Below are 15,876 nucleotides of genomic sequence, written 5' to 3'. Positions count from 1 at the left end.
GGATTGAGGGGCCCGGCGTCACCGGGCGAACAGGTTGGCGGCCACGAGGCCGAGGAAGCCGAGGTCGTAGGCGACGAACGCGGACACCCGCGCGACCCGCCAGCGGCCGCGCACCACGGCGAGGTGCACCTGAGCGGCGTGCAGCACGGTGGCCGGCAGCAGGGCCAGCGCGGTCCACCACGGCATCGTGGTCAATGTGGACAGCGCCGTGATCGTGGTCACCGAGATGAACAGGTACACCACCACGGCGCCCTTGACCACCCACATCGGCGCGGCCACCGGCAGCGTGCGGCGTCCCACCGCCGCGTCACCGTCCCGGTCGCCCACATTGGAGCAGGACACGAGCATGACCAGCCACAGGCCCATGAGCACGCCCTGCAGCACCGCGGCCCGGGTCCAGTGGCCCTCCACCGCCAGGTAGGGAAACAGCATCCCGCCGACGGTGCCGACGCCGAGCAGCAGCTCCGAGCCGCCGATGTGGTAGCTGAACCGCAGGCCCCACGAGTACTGCGGGCCGAGCACGGCGCACGCGATGAAGATGACCACCGCGGACATCGGCACGTCCCAGTCCAGCGCGGCGAACGCGGCGACGCCGGTGACCACGGCGAAGGCCTCCGCGAGCACCGCGAAGACGATCGCCTGGCGCAGCGTGATCGCGCCGCTGAGCAACGGCTTGCGCCGGATGTCGCGGCGGAATCCGGGCCGGGTGTAGTTGGCCGCGTCGCTGCCGTTGCGCAGGCCCACGATGTCGTCCGCCGCGGCGGTCGCCGCCACGATGCCGGCCGACGACAGCAGGAGCAGGGCCATCGCCGGCAGCGCGCCCGCCCGGTCGAGTGCCGCGGGGCTGAGCAGCAGGGCCGCCAGCGTCCACGGGAAGAAGTGCAGGTACACCGAGACCTTCGAGATGCGTACCAGCCCCACGAAGGTCTGCCACGGAGACGGGACCAGCCGGCCCGTGGAGATCTCGGAACTCATGGCAGCTCGCTTCCTCTCCGCGAGGTCGTTGTCGGAGGCGGTGGCGGTCATCGGTCGCGGTAGGCCACGAGGTGGGCCATCTCGGTCAGCTCTTCCCGCCAGCCGGCCGCCAGCGGGGCCTTGGCGATGGCCCGGCAGCCCTCCTCGACGAGCCGGTCGATGTGCTCTTCGACGTCGACGCGTACGCCGGTGTCCTGCAGCCTGCGGCGCAGCCGGCCCGAACGCGTGGCGTTCGACGAGACAAGGTCGCCGATGCCGACGTCGCGCTTCATGGCAAGGCCCAGCAGCAGGGTCATCCGGTGCTGCTCGATGTCCAGCCCGTGCGGCTTGCCGGTGACCTGCCCGTCGCCGAACGCGTCCATGAGGTCGTCCCGCAGCTGGAACGCCTCGCCGATGGCGGCGCCGTACGCCTCGAACGCGTCGGCCAGGTCCGGGCGCCCGGCGATCGCCGCGCCGACCTCCAGCGGGCGGTGGATCGTGTACCGGCCGGACTTGGCCACCGCGATCCACCGGGCCAGCTCCGGGTCGATGGGGAAGTCGGCCGCGGCCGCGACGTGCACCTCGACGAACTGCCCGACGATCAGCTCGGCCCGCAGCTCGGCCCAGAGCGCGTCGACGAGCGGCGGCGCGGCCGCCATGAACTGGTCGGCGTAGACCAGCGCCAGGTCGCCGGCCAGGACGGCGACGCCCTCGCCGTACCGGCGGTCCTCGCCGCGCCAGCCGAGCATCCGGTGGGTGGCCGAGTGCTGCTCGTGCACCGTGGGGACGCCGCGCCGCCGCGTCGCCGCATCCATGATGTCGTCGTGGATCAGCGCGGACGCGTGCAGCAGCTCCAGCGCGCTGGCGGCCGGCAGCACCCGGTGGTCGTCAGGATCGCCCCCGGCGGCCAGGAAGCCGCTGATGCAGAAGGCGGGGCGGATCCGCTTGCCGCCGGCGGCCACCAGGTCGGCGACCGAACCGACGAGGTCCGCGGCCCGGCTGTGCGCGCGCGAGCGGCGGTCCCGCTCGACGCGGAAGAACTCGCTGAGCTGCTCCTCCACCAGCTCCATGAGGTGCTGGCGGAGGACTCGGGGTGGTGCGGTCGAGGTATCCGGTGCGGGCTTGGTGTTGATCGTGGTCACGTCGTCTCCCGTGCTACGGCCGCCGGCGCGACCGGGCGTGTCGGGCAGAGAACCGTCCACCGGACCGGCGCGCCGCCGGGCGCGATGCGCATCGGCGGGTAACCGGATGCGAGGCCTGCCGAAGCGCCGGAGCGGCACGGCACGGCGGGCGGTCGAGGACGGGCAGCGGCACGCGCGGCGCTGCGCGGTGCCGGACCGGTGCCACCACTGACCGCGCAGGGGCGTACGCCCGGGAACGGCGCGCGAGCATGGGCGCCAGCGAGCGTCTACAAAGGACTAGACGTCGAGCCGCCGGGCCGGTGGCAGCAGGGCGCAGGCAGCGCGCCCTTTTAGGCGTGCGCGATGTCTCAGAAATACGGTCCCACGTCACTTCCCCCGTTTTGACCGACCGATTGGAGTGGTTTCAACAGCGAAGCCGGGTCCCGGCACCACGTAAGATAGCAACGTCGTTCTTCGATAGCAACAGTCCATGATGGAGCCTAGTCCATTCATCAGTAGTTCTCTTTTAGATCATTTTTCCGATCGCCATTCCAAGTGGCTGCCAAGTGAACGCCAAGTCGCGTTTTCCCAGCCTGGCCCCGGTGGACAGTGTTATCCGCCGCCGTGCGCGCAAACAGGCCGCCCGTTCGATGTGGACAAGCCAAGCCGCCGCCAAGTCACCGAATAGTCGCGGTCAAGTCGCGTGGTCGATGCTCGGCACACCGCGCGGCGGGAAGCGGACACCGCATAGGGAGCGAGGCCATATGAAGCACTTGTTGCTCCACAGTTCGATACGCAGGCGCGGTCTCCACCTCGGCCTCGTGCCGGAGGTCGCCGCGGCCCGGAACGGCGCCACCCTGCTCACCCTCGACCACGACCTGGGCGTGCTGCCCGAGGCCGGGCGGCGCCTGAGCGTGGCCGAGATCGCCTACCACGTCGACGACCTCGCCGGCCGGCTGGCCGCGGCCGGTGTCGCACCCGGCGAACGCGTCGTGATCTACAAGACCGCGAACTTCGACGTCTGGGTGCTGGCCACGGCGGCGTCGCGCGTCGGCGCGGTACCCGTGATGCTCTCGCCCGCCCTGGACGCCGCGACCGTCGGCGCCCTGCTCGACCGGCTGGACAAGCCCTGGCTGCTCACCGACGGGCCCAAGCTCGACTCGCTGGCCGGCGTACCCGTGGCCGACCTCACCCGGCGGGTGGCAATCATCGCCGGAGAGCGGCCGGACGCGGTCTCGCTCGGCGCCCTCGCCGGATCCCCGCCGGTCCGGCCGGTGGTCGTGGCGCTGGACGAGGCCGCGCTGATCACCCACACCTCCGGCACGACCGGGCTGCCCAAGCTCGTGGTGCACACGCCGCGGACCATGGCCGCCCGGCTCACGCCGCAGTGGGTGCTGCTGTCCCTCATGCGCCGGCGGGAGACCGTCGCCATCCACATCTCCTTCGTGCACTCGCGGATGTTCGCGGCGATGGCGCTCGCGCTGATGTTCGAGATGCCGGTCCTGCTGATGAACGAGTCCGAGCCGGGCCGGGTCGCCGAGCTGTTCCTCAAGCACCGGCCGGGGCTGATCGAGGCGCTGCCCAACTCGTTGATGGAGTGGGAAGGGCTCGCCGACGACCCGCGCAAACCCTTCGCGTCGGTCAAGTACTTCAGCAGCACCTTCGACGCGATGCACCCCCGCACGATGGGCCGGCTCGTCGGCTCGTCCGAGCGGCGCGGCGCGATGTTCTTCCAGATCTACGGCCAGAGCGAGGTCGGACCCGCCGTCGGCCGCGCGTACCTGCGCAGGTCGGCGCACAAGGCGGACGGGCGCTGCGTCGGCTGGGCCATGCCCGGCTCGGCGAGGGTCCGCGTCGTCAGCCGCGACGGCCGGCCGCCGTCCGAGGCGAACCCCGGCTTCATCGAGGTCGGCTGGGTCGGCCTGGCCAAGACGTACCTCGGCGAGCAGGAGCGGTACGACGCCAACCGGCGCGGCGACTGGTGGCGCACCGGCGACGTCGGATACCGCACCAGGTTCGGCTGCCTGCACATGCTCGACCGGGAGGTCGACATGATCCCCGGGGTGCGCAGCAGCCTGGAGATCGAGGACGTGGTGCTGGGCAAGCTGCGCGAGCTGAGCGAGCTCGTCGTGGTGCCCGGACCGAACGCGGAGCCGGTGCCGGTGGTCTGCACCCACGACGACCAGCCGCTGGCCCCGGACCGCTGGCGCTCGGCCGTAGCCGACTTTCCCCAGCTCGCCGACCCGATCCACATCCCGCAGGCCGAGCTGCCGCGGACGGCCACGTTGAAGGTACAGCGGATCGAGCTGTCCCGCCGGCTCCACGGGCAGCCGGAGAAGCGGGCGTGACGACCAAACCCGAAAGGCACCGGTGACATGGGACCAGAAACGACGCTTTCCCGGTTCCGCGAGTACATGGTGGGACCCTCGCGGTTCATGACCCTGCTGTCCTGCTTCGAGCTGGGCATCATCGACACGCTGCGGGACAACCCCGGCATGACCGCGGCCAAGCTCGGCGCCGCCGTCGGAGCCAAGCCGGACGCGGTCGAGCAGCTGCTGTACCTGCTGGTCAAGGAGAGCTTCGTCGGCTACGACGAGGCGACCGGCGGGTACCGCCTCGACGCGCTCGCCACTGTCCCCAAGGCAGACCTCCAGCGCGCGCTCACCTACATGAACATGATCAAGGTGGTCGCGCTCCGGCAGCTGTTCCACCTCACCGACAGCGCCCGCACCGGCACCCTCGTGGGTCTCAAGGAGCTCTACGGCGCCGAGGGCACCTTGTACGGCGCGGTCGCCGACCACCAGGACCTGCGCGAGTCCTGGGCGACGCTGATGGACAACGTGACCGCCCGCATCGACCCGTGGTTCTTCGGCAACGTCGACATCCCCGCCGGCGCGCGCGTGCTCGACCTCGCCGGAAACACCGGGCTCGGCGCGATACACACCTACCGCCACGCGGCCTCGCCGGGGCTGAAGGTGACCACCTTCGACCTGCCCGAGAAGGAGGCGGAGTGCCTGCGCAACTTCGCCGACCACGGGGTGGCCGAGCACTGCTCGTTCATCGGCGGCGACGTCTTCGAGGGGATACCGCAAGGCTTCGACGTGGTGCTGATCAAGCACTTCCTGGACATGTTCGACAAGGGCGACGTGTACCGCATCCTCGAAGGCGTCCACCGCTCGCTCGACACCGGCGGGCAGGTCCACATCATGGTGCCGGTCTACCCCGAGGACATCAAGGACGCCGGCAACTACAACGTCGACTTCTTCCCGGCCTTCTTCATCGGCTGCACGATGGGACAGGGCGGGCCGCAGAAGCTTTCCACCTACCGGCACTGGCTGCAGGAATGCGGGTTCGAGGTCACCAAGACCGTCGTCAAGGACCCCGCAGACATACCACCGGACGTCATCCCCGTGCAGGCGATCCTCTGCGCGACCAAGACCGCATGACGATTTCCCCAGGAGGCGAAGTTGACCGTGCTTGCTGAGTTCGACACGGCGCGTGCCGAACTGATCGACCACCCCCTCTACACCCAGATCACCACCGAGGACCGGCTGCGGACCTTCATGAAGCACCACGTGTTCGCGGTCTGGGACTTCTTCACACTGCTCAAGCGCCTGCAGACCGAGGTGACCACGGTGACCCTGCCCTGGCGCCCGCGCGGGCGGGCCGACCACGGCCGGTTCATCCTGGAGATCGTGCTCGCCGAGGAGACCGACGAGGACATCGGCGGCGGGTACATCAGCCACTTCGAGCTGTACCGCCGCGCGATGGACGAGATCGGCGCCGACACCGGGCCCATCGACGGGTTTCTCGCGGCACTCGACAGTGGACTGACGCCCGCCGCGGCCCTCAAGGACCCGAAGATCCCGCCGAGCGTCCGCGAGTTCGTCGGCCACACCCTCGACGTGGCCATGAACGGCGCGCCGCACGAGGTGGCCTCCTCCTTCTGCCACGGCCGCGAGAACCTGCTGCCGGACGTGTTCTCGGCGGTACGGGCCAATGTGGACGTGGTGCTCGCCAACGCACCGGTCTTCCGGCACTACCTGGACCGGCACATCGCGCTGGACCACGACGAGCACGGCCCGCTCGCGCTGCGCCTGCTCGCCTCGCTGTGCGACGGCGACCCGGTCCGCGAGGCCGAGGCGCACGCGGTCAGTGTGGCGGCGGTCCGAGCCCGAACCGGGCTGTGGGACGGCGTGCTCGCCGAGTTCGACGGGCGCTGAGCGGACCAGGGGACATGCCAACCTTGTGCAAGCCGTCGGTGAGCGTGCCCGAGCACGTCATCACGATGGAAGAGACGCTGGAGTTCGCCGCGCGGGTGCATGCCGGCAAGCCGCAGCTCCCGTTGGTACTCCGGCTGATCCAGAACACCGGCGTACGAAAGCGCCACATCGTCCAGCCCATCGAGCAGACGCTGCGCCACCCCGGGTTCGAGGAGCGCAACCGCGTCTACGAGCGCGAGTCGAAGAAGCGGTGCCCGGCGGTCGTCGAGGAGGCCCTCGCGAACGCCGGGCTGCTGGCACACGACATCGACGTGATCGTCTATGTCTCGTGTACCGGCTTCCTCATGCCGTCACTGACCGCCTGGTTGATAAACAACCTGGGGTTCCGCTTCGACACGCGGCAGATACCGATCGCGCAGCTGGGCTGTGCGGCCGGCGGGGCGGCCATCAACCGCGCCCACGACTTCTGCACCGCGTACCCGGACAGCAACGTACTGATCGTCTCTTGTGAACTGTGCTCGCTGTGCTACCAGCCCGAGGACGACGGCGTCGGATCGCTGCTGTCCGACGGCCTGTTCGGCGACGCCGTCGCGGCCGCTGTGGTGCGCGGTCGCGGCGGCACCGGCATCGCGCTGGAGCGCAACGCCTCGTACCTCATCCCGAACACCGAGGAGTGGATCTCCTACGCGGTGCGGGCGACAGGCTTTCACTTCCAGCTCGACCGGCGCGTCCCGGGGACGATGGAGCCGCTGGCCCCGGTGCTGCGCGACCTCGCCACCGACCACGGCTGGGACGTCCGCGCCCTCGACTTCTACATCATCCACGCCGGCGGTCCGCGGATCCTGGACGACCTGAGCAAGTTTCTCGACGTCGACCGCGAGATGTTCCGGTACAGCTGGGCGACGCTCACCGAGTACGGGAACATCGCCAGCGCGGTCGTGCTCGACGCGCTGCGCCGGCTGTTCGACGACGGTGTCATCATGCCGGGCGCCACCGGCATCGTCGCGGGCTTCGGCCCCGGCATCACCGCCGAGATGGCGGTCGGCAGCTGGACCGCCGAGGTACCCGCCGGCCGGGACCTGGCGCAGACGGCGGGGGAGCGCGTCGCATGAGTGGCTCGATCGTCCCGGCCGGTCACGGCCGGAAGCTGGTCACCAAGGCGCAGGAGGTCACGTTCAAGGTGACCGCGGCGGACGGCTCCGTCGTGTCCTGCTTCGAGGTCGTGGTGCCGCCCGGCTTCGACGTCGGCGCGCACACCCACCACCGCTCGCAGGAGTTCTTCTACGTCCTGGAGGGTGAGCTCGAACTGCTCGCCTTCGAGCCGGTCACCCGCACGGCCGACGGCTGGCACGACTGGGAGTCGCCGGCCGGCGACCGGGTCGCCCGCGCGGGCGCGGGCAGCTGCATGTTCGTACCACCCGGTTGCCCGCACGCCTTCCGCAACGCCACCGACAAGCCGGTGCGCATGCTCTTCCAGAGCTACCCGTCGCCGGACCACGAGCGCTACTTCGAGGAGATCTGCGAGATCTTCTCAACCGGACAGTCGGTGGACCCGGAGGCCGTGCAGAAGCTGCGCGACCGCTACGACGTCAGCCAGATCACGCCGCTGCGCTACGGGCCCGTGCCCCACCACACCAGCCGAAGGTGACCACAATGGACAACATCCCTCAGGTGCACGCGAGCCTGGGCGAGCAGGAGCTGGCGGCCGTCGCCGAGGTGTTCGCGTCGGGCTGGCCGGCCGGACAGGGCCCGAAGGGCAAGGCCCTCGAAGCCGAGCTGGCCGCCCGCTACGGTGCCGGCGGCGCGGTGGCGCTGAGCAACTGCGGCGCCGCCCTCCACCTGGCGATGCTCGCGCTCGGCGTCCAGCCGGGCGACGAGGTCATCGTCGCCGACTTCACGTTCCCCGCGCCGGCCCACGCGGTGCGGTACGTCGGCGGTGTGCCGGTCTTCGCCGACGTGCGCGCCGACACCGGCACCGTGGACCCGCGCGCGGTCGCCGACCTGGTCGGCCCGCGGACGGTCGGCGTGATCGCGGTGGACACCGTCGGCCTGCCCGCGGACTACGCCGAGCTCGCGGCCATCGCCGAGCGGCACGGGCTGTTCCTCGTCGAGGACGCCGCCTGCTCGGTCGGCGCGACCTACCAGGGGCGCCCGGCGGGTGCGCTGGCGCCGGTCGCCTGCCTGTCCTTCCACGGGCGCAAGGGCGCCACCAGCGGTGAGGGCGGCGCCCTGCTGACGGCCGACCCGGCGCTGGCGGCGGACGCCCGGATCCGCTCGTCCTTCGGCATCGGCAGCATCTTCGACCAGGCGCGCGTGGTCGGCCTGCCGATCCCCGAGTTCACCGAGATCGGCTACAACTACAAGCTCTCCGACATCGCCGCCGCCATCCTGCTGGTGCAGCTGCGGCGCGTCGACGAGCTGCTTTCGCGCCGGCAGGCGGTCGCGGCCCGGTACGCCGAGCTGCTGGCCGGCGAAGAGCTGCTCACCCTGCCGCACGTGCCGGACGACCGCACACACGCCTGGCAGACGTACATGGTGACGCTGGACTCCACTGTGGACCGCTCGGCCGTGGCGGCCGCCCTGCGGGCGCAAGGCATCGGCTGCGGGCACGGGACGTGGGCGTGCCACCTGCAGCCGGTGTACGAGGCCAAGCAGGCGTGCCCGGTCTCCGCCGACCTCTTCCAGCGCAACCTCGCCATCCCGATGCACGCCGAGCTCAGCATGGAGCAGGTCGACCGGGTGGTCGACGCCCTGCGGGCCGCGGTGCGCGCCGGCGCCAGGGAAGGGGCGGCATGACCGCGGACGAGCTGGCTCCCGACCGGATCATGCGGCTCATCAACGGGTACTGGGCCACCGGCATCCTGGGCGCGGCGGCGAGCCACGCGCTGTTCACCCACCTCGAGGCCGGCGCGCGCGACGCGGACCAGCTCGCCGAGCGGGCCGGCATCTCCGCCCGGGGCGCGCAGACCCTCCTCGACGGGCTGGTCAGCCTCGGCCTCGTCGAGGTCGGCGACGGCGGGTACCGCAACACCATCGAGGCGGCCACGTTCCTCGTCGAGGGCAAGCCCACCTGCCTGAGCAGCTTCGCCCAGCTCAAGCTCGCCCACATGGGCGCAGTGTCGACGCTGCCCGAGACCGTCCGGGTTGGCGGGCCGCTCACCGACGCGACCGTCGAGGTGGCCGACAACCCGCACTGGGAAAAGCTGGTGCAGGCCATCGCCGCACAGTCGGTACCGGTGGCGACGACCGCCGCCGAGCTGCTGCGCGTGGCGGAGGCCGGTGAGATCTCCATCCTCGACGTCGGCGGCGGCTCGGGCATCTACTCCGCGACCTGGCTGAGCCTCAACCCCGCCGCCCGCGCGACGCAGCTGGACTGGGGACCGATAAACGCGATCGCCCGCCGGCTCGTGGCGGAACGGGGCGTCGGCGACCGGTTCACGTGCGTCGACGGCGACTTCCACACCACCGACTTCGGCACCGCCGTCCACGACATCGCGGTGTACTCGCACATCGCGCACCAGGAGGGCCGCAGGACAACATCGCGCTCCTCGCCAAGATCCGCGGCGCGCTCAAGCCCGGCGGCACGCTCGTCATCTGCGACTTCGTCGTGGACGACGACCGCTCCGGGCCGCCCTTCGCGCTGCTGTTCGCCGCCGAGATGCTGCTCAAGAGCAGGCAGGGGACGACCTGGCGGCAGGCCGACTACCACGCGTGGCTGACCAAGGCGGGCTTCGACGACATCTCGTTCCACCCCACACCGTCGCCCGCCACCGTGATCCTCGCCCGGTAGCGCTCGACCGAGACGAACTGGAGGAACCATGTCCGGGACCGCTGAGCTGGAAGGTCTCTACGCGGACATCGAGGAGGCGGCCCGGCTGGTCGACGCACCCTGCGCGCGGGACGAGGTCTGGCCCGTCCTGACCACCTACGCGGACCTGCTCGGGCAGGCGGTGATCGCTTTCCGGGTGGCGACCGGCGCGCGCGGCGAAGGCGACCTCGACTGCCGTTTCACGATGCTCCCCAAGGACGTCGACCCGTACGCCCTCGCGCTGTCGAGCGGCCTCACGGACAAGACGGACCACCCGGTCGGCGCGCTGCTGGCCGACCTGGCCGAGCACTGCCCGATCGACTGCTACGGCATCGACTTCGGCGTGGTCGACGGCTTCAAGAAGACCTGGACGTTCTTCCCCGGTGACGCGCTGCAGAGCCTGGCGACGCTGGCAGCCGTCCCGTCCGCGCCGCGCGCCATGGCGGAAAACCTCGACTTCTTCGCCCGCCACGGCCTGGCACACAACGCGAGTCTCGTCGGCATCGACTACCCGTCGAGGTCGGTAAATGTCTATTTCGGCGAGATACCCCCGAGTGCTTCGTGCCGACCACCATCCGGGCGATGCTCGGCGAGCTCGGCCTGCCCGAGCCGAGCGCGGAGCTGCTGACCCTCGGCGAGCAGGCGTTCGGCATCTACGTCACGCTCGGCTGGGAGTCGGAGCGGGTGGAGCGCATCACGTTCGCCGTGATGACGCAGGACCCGACGGCCCTTTCCGTCCCGCTCGACCCCAAAATCGAGCAGTTCGTGAAAAGCGCGCCGTACACGTACGACGCCGCGGATCGCAGGTATGTGTACGCGGTCACGTCGGCCCAGCGCGGGGAGTACAACAAACTCCAGTCGTATTATCGATGGCGGCCCCAGATGCTGGACCTTATGCTCCTGTCCGACTCCAATGAGGACGCTGCATAGTGGTCGCCCCGTCCGCAAGCGGTAGTGGAGGTCAAATGTCCGCAGTCACCAAGCGGGAAGAAGTATATTCGGCCATCGAGGAAGCGTCCGGGTTGCTCGATGTGACCTGCTCGCGGGAAAATGTCTGGCCGGTCCTGACCGCCTTCGAGGACGCCCTCGCGGACGCCGTCGTCGTGCTGAGCATGGCCAGCGGCGAGGGCCAGTCGGCGGAGCTCGACTACACCATCACGGTGCCCGCGGGCGGCGTCGACCCGTACTCGCGCGCGCTGTCCAACGGCTTCATCGACAAGACGGAGCACCCGGTCGGCACGCTGCTTTCCGACATCGAGGAGCGCTGCCCGGTCCGGGGCTACGCGATCGACGTCGGCGTCACCGGCGGGTTCAAGAAGACCTATGCCTTCTTCGCCCTGGACAACCTGCCGTCGCTGGCCACGCTCACCGGCGTGCCCTCGGTGCCGGGCGCCGTCGCGGAAAACGCCGGCGCCTTCGCCCACCACGGCCTGGCCGACCACGTGACGATGGTCGGCATCGACTACCAGCACCGGACGATGAACGTCTACTTCGGCAAGCTGCCGGACGGTTGCCTGGAGCCGAAGGTGATCCTGGCGATGCTGGAGGAGCTCGGGCTGCCGGCGCCGAGCGAGCGGACACTCGAGTTCATCCAGAAGTCGTTCTCGATCTACATCACCGTCGGCTGGGACTCGGCGAAGGTCGACCGTATCTGTTTCGCCGTTCTCACGCAGGACGCCAACGCGCTTCCCGCGCGGATTGAACCGCAGATCGCGCAATTCGCCAAGAGCGCGCCACACGCATACGCCGACGAGCGTGTGCTTGTATACGGCAGCACATTGTCGCCCACCGGTGAGTACTATAAACTCGGCTCGTACTACCAAATGCCGCCGGAGACCTTCAAGCTTTTGCAAACGCATGATGCGTTCGAGGATCAGGCTGCGCGGACTACGGGAGACAGGTGACCCTCCGTGGCTTCTCGAGAATTGCAGTTGGTGGAGCTCGTGGATTCGGAGGGGCCGCCACCGGTTCCTGCACCGTCGCCGAGGCCCACACCGCGCCGGGTCGGCTGCACCGGGCGTTCTCGGTGATGCTGCTCGATGACCTCGGCCGCGTCATGGTGCAGCAGCGGGCCGAGGTAAAGACGCGGTTCGCGCTGCGCTGGGCCAATGCCTGCTGTGGACACCCGGCGCCCGGGCAGACCGTGTTCGACGCGGCCGCCGTCCGGCTGGTCGAGGAGATCGGCGTGGCGGAGGTGGCCCTGCACGAGGCGGGTGTCTACCTGTACCGCGCCGAGGACCCGCGGACCGGCCGGGTCGAGCACGAGTACGACCACGTGGTCGTCGGCCGGGTGCCGGTGGACCCGCCGCTCCGGCTCGACCCCGCCGAGGTGGCGGACGTGCGCTGGCTGGAGCCGGAGCTGCTGCGCGCGGAGCTGGCCGCGCACCCGGAGCGGTATTCGCCGTGGCTCGGCGGTGTGCTCGGTGTGGCCACCGACGCGGCCTCCCGCCTGCCCGAGGCGGCCGCGCTCGCGCGCTGACCGGCCGGGACGGAGACGTCAAAAGGAGGGGAGCCGAGACGGTTCCCCTCCCTTTTCGCGTGCCGGGATCAGTCCTGCTTGCGGGCCTCGGCCGTGATGAGTACGTCGACCTTCTTGCTGATCACGGCCGACGCCACCCCCTGGATCACGTTGTACTCGTCGCGGTTGATCTCGGTGCGCGCGGTGAACCGGACGATCTCCGTGCCGTCGGCGCCCACGCCGAAGCCGTCGACCTCGACCTTCAGCGTGACCTGCTTCGTGACCTCGCGGATGGTCAGGTCGCCGTCGACGAGGATGCCGCCCCGTCCTCACGCACACCGGTCGAGGCGAAGGTGATCGTGGGGTGCTGCTTGGTGTTCAGGTAGCCCTTCGTCTGAAGGTGCTTGTCACGTCGCTTGTTCCGGGTGTTCACGGAGGCGGTCCGGATGACCGCGGTCACCGACGAGTCCCGCGGGTTGTCCGCGGTCACGATCGTGCCCTCGAAGTCATCGAAGCTCCCGCTGACGGTGGAGAACCCCATCTGCTGGATCTGGAAGGTCACGTCGGAGCTGGCGGCGTCGATCACCCAGCTACCAGCGACGTAACCGGGAATGTCGACCTGCATGGACATGCGGAAAGTACTCCTCTCGGTGGTCTGAACACGAACAGCGATGACACGTATTCTGCCTCGTCAATGGCTTTGGCGGATCCCATCAAATAAGCACCTCCGGCTGGAGCACCAGCCCGGTGCGCGTGCCCCGGCACCGGGCGACCGCCTTTCGCACCTGCGCGAGCCACGGTTTGGCGCCCATCCGCCGGGAGATTTCGGTGGCGATGGCGAGATCGCCGAGGGCGGCGTCCGGGTCGCCGAGGGCGAAGGCGGCCTCCGCCGTGTAGTAGGCCACCGGTCCACTGATCACGAGGTCGGGTATCGAACAGGTCAGGTGGCGGTACGGCAGGAGCAGGTCGCGCAGCCGGGTCGCGGTGTCCACCTCGCCCAGGCGTGACGCGGCCAGCAGCGTCCAACCGTTTGTGTAAAGCCACAGGTGGTCCTTCGGCCGGTGTGGCGACCGGCTCAGCGCGATGCGCGCCTCCTGCACGTTTCCGGCCTCGACGAGCGCCATCACCAGGGCGCTGCGCAGCGCGGGCAGGCCGGACGACTCGGCGACCGCGCACAGCTCGTCGACGAGGTCCGCGCCGGCGCCGGCCAGGTACGCCGCGTCCCAGCGCTGGATCACCCGGTTGAACCGCGCGGTGCCCCACTTCATCCGGACGTGCGCGTCGTAGGTCGCCCGCCGCACCTCGTCGGCGTCGCGCCACCGCCCGCCGAGCGAGAGCAGGGCGGCCTGCGACCAGGCGAGCTGGGTGCGCAGGGGCGAGTGCGGCTCGCCGGCCAGCTCCGCCGCGAAGCTCAGCTCGGCGGCGGCCTGCGGCGCCCGGCCCAGCGCGACAAGGGCCTGCGCGCGCAGCTGCCGGGCCCGGACCGCGATCGGCGGCGGCAGGCCGGGCCGCGCGAGCAGCTCGTCGACCGCCCGCAGGCGCTGGTCGAGGTGGTCGGGGCCGTCCAGCGCCACGGCACGCAGGTGCAGGACGTGTACCAGCGCGGCGTCGTCGGCCGTGAGCCGGACGAGCGCCACCGCCTCGTCCGAGAGCTCGGCGCGGCGGATCGGGTCGCCGCCGGCGGCGGCCAGGCAGGAGAGGACGAGCGCGCGCTGCGTGCGGTCGGCCACCTGGGTCGACGCCCGCTCCAGCAGCTCCACGAGCCGCCGGTCGGGGGCGGTCTCGCCGGCCGGGTACGAGTTCAGCTCGCTGAGCGCGGCGACCGCGGCGGTGACCAGCCGCGAGGTGTCCCGGGCGGCGAGGCTCTCCTCCATCGCCCGGACGAAGACGGCGAGACCTTCGCGCGGATCACCGGCCCGGTACAGGGAGGTGCCCAGACCGATCAAGAGGGGGTACCGGTCGAGGTCGCCCTTTTCGGCCAGCTCGGCGGCGGTGAGGGCCTGCCGCCACAGCGCCGCGGCCTCGTCGAAGGCCCGCCGCGCGTCGGCCGCGCGGGCGGCTGTCACGGCGTGGACCGCGGCCTGTGCGGCGGCGGTGGGGTCGAGCTCGGCGGCCAGCAGCCAGTGCCGGGCGACCTCGGCGGCCCGTTCGGCGTTGCCTGACCAGGCCCGCGCGGCCGCGGCCCCGATCCGCCTGTGCAGCCGGGCGCGGCGCAGCCGGCCGATTGTCTCGTACAGGGCCTCGGCGGCCAGGGCGTGCGCGAAGCGGAACCAGCCCAGCCGCTGCTGGTCCTCCTCGACAAGGCCGGCCGCTACCGCCGCGTCGAGGACCTCCAGCGCCGAGTCGATCTCGACCGCGGCGGCCTCGGCGACCACCTCGATGTCGAAGTGCCGGCCGGCGACCGCGGCCACGGGCAGCACGTCGGTCGCGGCGTGGGGGAGCCGGGCGATGCCGCGGAGCACCACCTCACGCACCGGTACCGGCACCGGCGCCGTGTGCGGCTGGTCGAGGCGCTGGTCGGTGGTCAACAGCTTGATCAGCTCGCGCAGGAAGAAGGGGTTGCCCTCGGTGCGGGTCCACAGTGCCTCGGCGGTGGACGCGCTGACCTCGCGCTGGAGGACGGCGCCGGCCAGCGCACGGGTGTCCTGTGTGCTCAACCCGCCGAGCTCGATCCGCGTCATCCCGGCGCGGGCCAGCGCGGCCAGTGTCTCGGCCAGCGAGGCCGCCTCGCCGGACCGGTAGGAGACCACCAGCAGCAGCCGGCTCGCCGGCACCGACTCCGCCAGGTGTGCGAGCAGCCGCAGGGAGGTCGAGTCGGCGCGGTGCAGGTGGTCGAGGACCACCACCAGCGGCGCGGTCTGCGAGACCCCGGTCAGGTAGTGGACGATCGCCTCGAACCGGCGCAGCGTCGGGCCGGCCGCGTCCACGCCGTCCGCGAGCTGCCGGATGTCGCCGTCGAGCAGCTCGGTCACCGGCTCAGGCAACCGGCGCTGCGGAAACCGGGTACCGGCCACGCGCAGCACCTGCTCCCAGAGCCACAGCGGCGGCGCGGCGACGTGCTCGGGGCAGCTGGCCCAGAGCACCGGCACACCCGACTGCCGGGTGAACCGCCGCAGCAGGCTCGTCTTGCCGATCCCCGGCCCGCCGGAGACCGACACCACCCGCCCCCGGCCGGCCGCGGCCGTACCCAACGCCTCGACGAGGTGCCGCAGCGCCGCGTCGCGACCGACGAACGCTTCCGGGTCCGGCACCAGCGCCGCCGGCTGCTCGGCCGGGGGTCCGGCGGCGCGGCGGTGGGCCGGCTGGCCACGG

Annotated in this window: 15 protein-coding genes and 2 pseudogenes; 12 read left to right on the top strand and 5 right to left on the bottom strand. The window is 71.0% G+C overall.

Annotated features, from left to right (window positions below; translation table 11 throughout):
* Positions 1–18: 18 nt before the first annotated feature.
* Positions 19–975, bottom strand: a complete 957-nt coding sequence (locus Phou_RS02820; RefSeq protein ID WP_173053270.1) for a UbiA family prenyltransferase — start codon at positions 973–975, stop codon at positions 19–21.
* A gap of 47 nt (positions 976–1,022) precedes the next feature.
* Positions 1,023–2,096: a polyprenyl synthetase family protein gene (locus Phou_RS02815; protein ID WP_218578687.1), complete on the bottom strand. Its 1,074-nt coding sequence runs from the start codon at positions 2,094–2,096 to the stop codon at positions 1,023–1,025.
* A gap of 800 nt (positions 2,097–2,896) precedes the next feature.
* Between Phou_RS02815 and Phou_RS02810 the strand changes: the two genes are divergently transcribed.
* The 12 genes and pseudogenes from Phou_RS02810 (at position 2,897) to idi (ending at position 12,585) form a co-directional block, all read left to right on the top strand.
* Positions 2,897–4,423 carry a class I adenylate-forming enzyme family protein gene (locus Phou_RS02810; RefSeq protein ID WP_246273158.1) on the top strand — a complete coding sequence of 509 codons (1,527 nt, stop codon included), beginning with the start codon at positions 2,897–2,899 and terminating at the stop codon, positions 4,421–4,423.
* Between the two features lie 27 nt (positions 4,424–4,450).
* Positions 4,451–5,521, top strand: coding sequence for a class I SAM-dependent methyltransferase (locus Phou_RS02805; RefSeq protein WP_218578685.1), 1,071 nt, complete (start codon positions 4,451–4,453; stop codon positions 5,519–5,521).
* A 27-nt stretch (positions 5,522–5,548) separates the two neighbouring features.
* The gene (locus Phou_RS02800) at positions 5,549–6,298 is read left to right on the top strand and encodes a DUF3050 domain-containing protein (RefSeq protein WP_246273717.1); all 750 of its coding nucleotides are present in this window, start codon (positions 5,549–5,551) and stop codon (positions 6,296–6,298) included.
* Positions 6,299–6,312: 14 nt separating this feature from the next.
* Entirely contained in the window at positions 6,313–7,410 is a 1,098-nt protein-coding gene (locus Phou_RS02795) for a type III polyketide synthase (protein ID WP_173053264.1), read from the top strand.
* Positions 7,407–7,946 (top strand): cupin domain-containing protein, encoded by a 540-nt coding sequence (locus Phou_RS02790; RefSeq protein ID WP_173053262.1) that lies wholly within the window; start codon positions 7,407–7,409, stop codon positions 7,944–7,946. Before Phou_RS02795 ends, Phou_RS02790 begins: the two co-directional genes overlap by 4 nt.
* Before the next feature lie 5 nt (positions 7,947–7,951).
* The gene (locus Phou_RS02785) at positions 7,952–9,094 is read left to right on the top strand and encodes a DegT/DnrJ/EryC1/StrS family aminotransferase (RefSeq protein WP_173053260.1); all 1,143 of its coding nucleotides are present in this window, start codon (positions 7,952–7,954) and stop codon (positions 9,092–9,094) included.
* A pseudogene (locus tag Phou_RS55290) lies at positions 9,091–9,342 on the top strand (methyltransferase family protein); the annotation flags it as partial. The gene Phou_RS02785 and the pseudogene Phou_RS55290, both read left to right, overlap by 4 nt.
* 395 nt (positions 9,343–9,737) lie before the next feature.
* Positions 9,738–10,088: a methyltransferase gene (locus Phou_RS55285; RefSeq protein ID WP_371872068.1), complete on the top strand. Its 351-nt coding sequence runs from the start codon at positions 9,738–9,740 to the stop codon at positions 10,086–10,088.
* A gap of 28 nt (positions 10,089–10,116) precedes the next feature.
* Entirely contained in the window at positions 10,117–10,734 is a 618-nt protein-coding gene (locus tag Phou_RS02775; protein ID WP_218578681.1) for an aromatic prenyltransferase, read from the top strand.
* Positions 10,689–11,036 carry an aromatic prenyltransferase gene (locus tag Phou_RS54275; RefSeq protein ID WP_218578679.1) on the top strand — a complete coding sequence of 116 codons (348 nt, stop codon included), beginning with the start codon at positions 10,689–10,691 and terminating at the stop codon, positions 11,034–11,036. Before Phou_RS02775 ends, Phou_RS54275 begins: the two co-directional genes overlap by 46 nt.
* Before the next feature lie 35 nt (positions 11,037–11,071).
* Positions 11,072–12,010, top strand: coding sequence for an aromatic prenyltransferase (locus tag Phou_RS02770; RefSeq protein ID WP_173053258.1), 939 nt, complete (start codon positions 11,072–11,074; stop codon positions 12,008–12,010).
* Between the two features lie 6 nt (positions 12,011–12,016).
* Positions 12,017–12,585, top strand: a pseudogene (gene idi / locus Phou_RS02765) (isopentenyl-diphosphate Delta-isomerase).
* A 68-nt stretch (positions 12,586–12,653) separates the two neighbouring features.
* Here the strand turns inward: idi and Phou_RS54270 are convergent.
* The 3 genes from Phou_RS54270 to Phou_RS02755 all read right to left on the bottom strand — a co-directional run bounded on the left by Phou_RS54270 (position 12,654) and on the right by Phou_RS02755 (position 15,815).
* Positions 12,654–12,830: a hypothetical protein gene (locus Phou_RS54270; protein ID WP_281365056.1), complete on the bottom strand. Its 177-nt coding sequence runs from the start codon at positions 12,828–12,830 to the stop codon at positions 12,654–12,656.
* Positions 12,831–12,859: 29 nt separating this feature from the next.
* Positions 12,860–13,195, bottom strand: coding sequence for a YceI family protein (locus Phou_RS54265; RefSeq protein ID WP_218578678.1), 336 nt, complete (start codon positions 13,193–13,195; stop codon positions 12,860–12,862).
* An 82-nt stretch (positions 13,196–13,277) separates the two neighbouring features.
* The gene (locus tag Phou_RS02755; protein ID WP_173053256.1) at positions 13,278–15,815 is read right to left on the bottom strand and encodes an ATP-binding protein; all 2,538 of its coding nucleotides are present in this window, start codon (positions 15,813–15,815) and stop codon (positions 13,278–13,280) included.
* Positions 15,816–15,876 lie beyond the last annotated feature (61 nt).

The sequence above is a fragment of the Phytohabitans houttuyneae genome (assembly GCF_011764425.1).
Taxonomy (GTDB): domain Bacteria; phylum Actinomycetota; class Actinomycetes; order Mycobacteriales; family Micromonosporaceae; genus Phytohabitans; species Phytohabitans houttuyneae.
This window is presented reverse-complemented; position numbering and strand designations above follow the sequence as displayed.